At 42.2% G+C, this 438-nt stretch carries 1 protein-coding gene and 1 pseudogene; both read right to left on the reverse strand.

Features of this window, described 5'->3' with window-relative positions:
* Window positions 1-96: pseudogene (locus RVS70_RS22520) on the reverse strand (MarR family transcriptional regulator); the annotation flags it as partial.
* A 143-nt stretch (window positions 97-239) separates the two neighbouring features.
* On the reverse strand, window positions 240-438 hold a 199-nt coding region (locus RVS70_RS22525), incomplete at its 5' end, for a His/Gly/Thr/Pro-type tRNA ligase C-terminal domain-containing protein (RefSeq protein ID WP_321134956.1).

The following is a 438-nucleotide window of genomic DNA, read 5'->3' on the forward strand; positions in this document are numbered from 1 at the left end:
TTTCGGAACGGTGGCTTCATCTAATTGCTTCGTGCTTTTCAAATATTTTGTAAGTGCGTGATCCAGCAAATTTGCTTCCAGTTTGTCATGGTCCATGTCAATTTCCCCATTTCGAGATGCATTCATAACATACGAACGATATGATTTACTTATTATTTTACTGATTCCGAATAGGGAAAGTCAAAAAAGCAAAATGTGAATTTACAGCTTTTATCCTACATGCCTCGATTTTCCACCTGTTACACAAGCTTATCATTGAATGACTGAAAAGAAACGTGTTCATTCTGCTGATGTCCGAATTGGCGGACGTTAACCGCGTTCTCCTGCTCCTCTTGATCTCCAACCACCAGCACGTACGGGATTTTCTGCATCTGCGATTCTCTGATTTTATAGCCGAGCTTCTCAGTGCCCTCATCAATGCCCGCTCTTATCCCCGCC

Origin of the sequence: Virgibacillus sp. M23, assembly GCF_034190895.1 — a bacterium.
Lineage (GTDB): Bacteria > Bacillota > Bacilli > Bacillales > Amphibacillaceae > Virgibacillus > Virgibacillus salarius.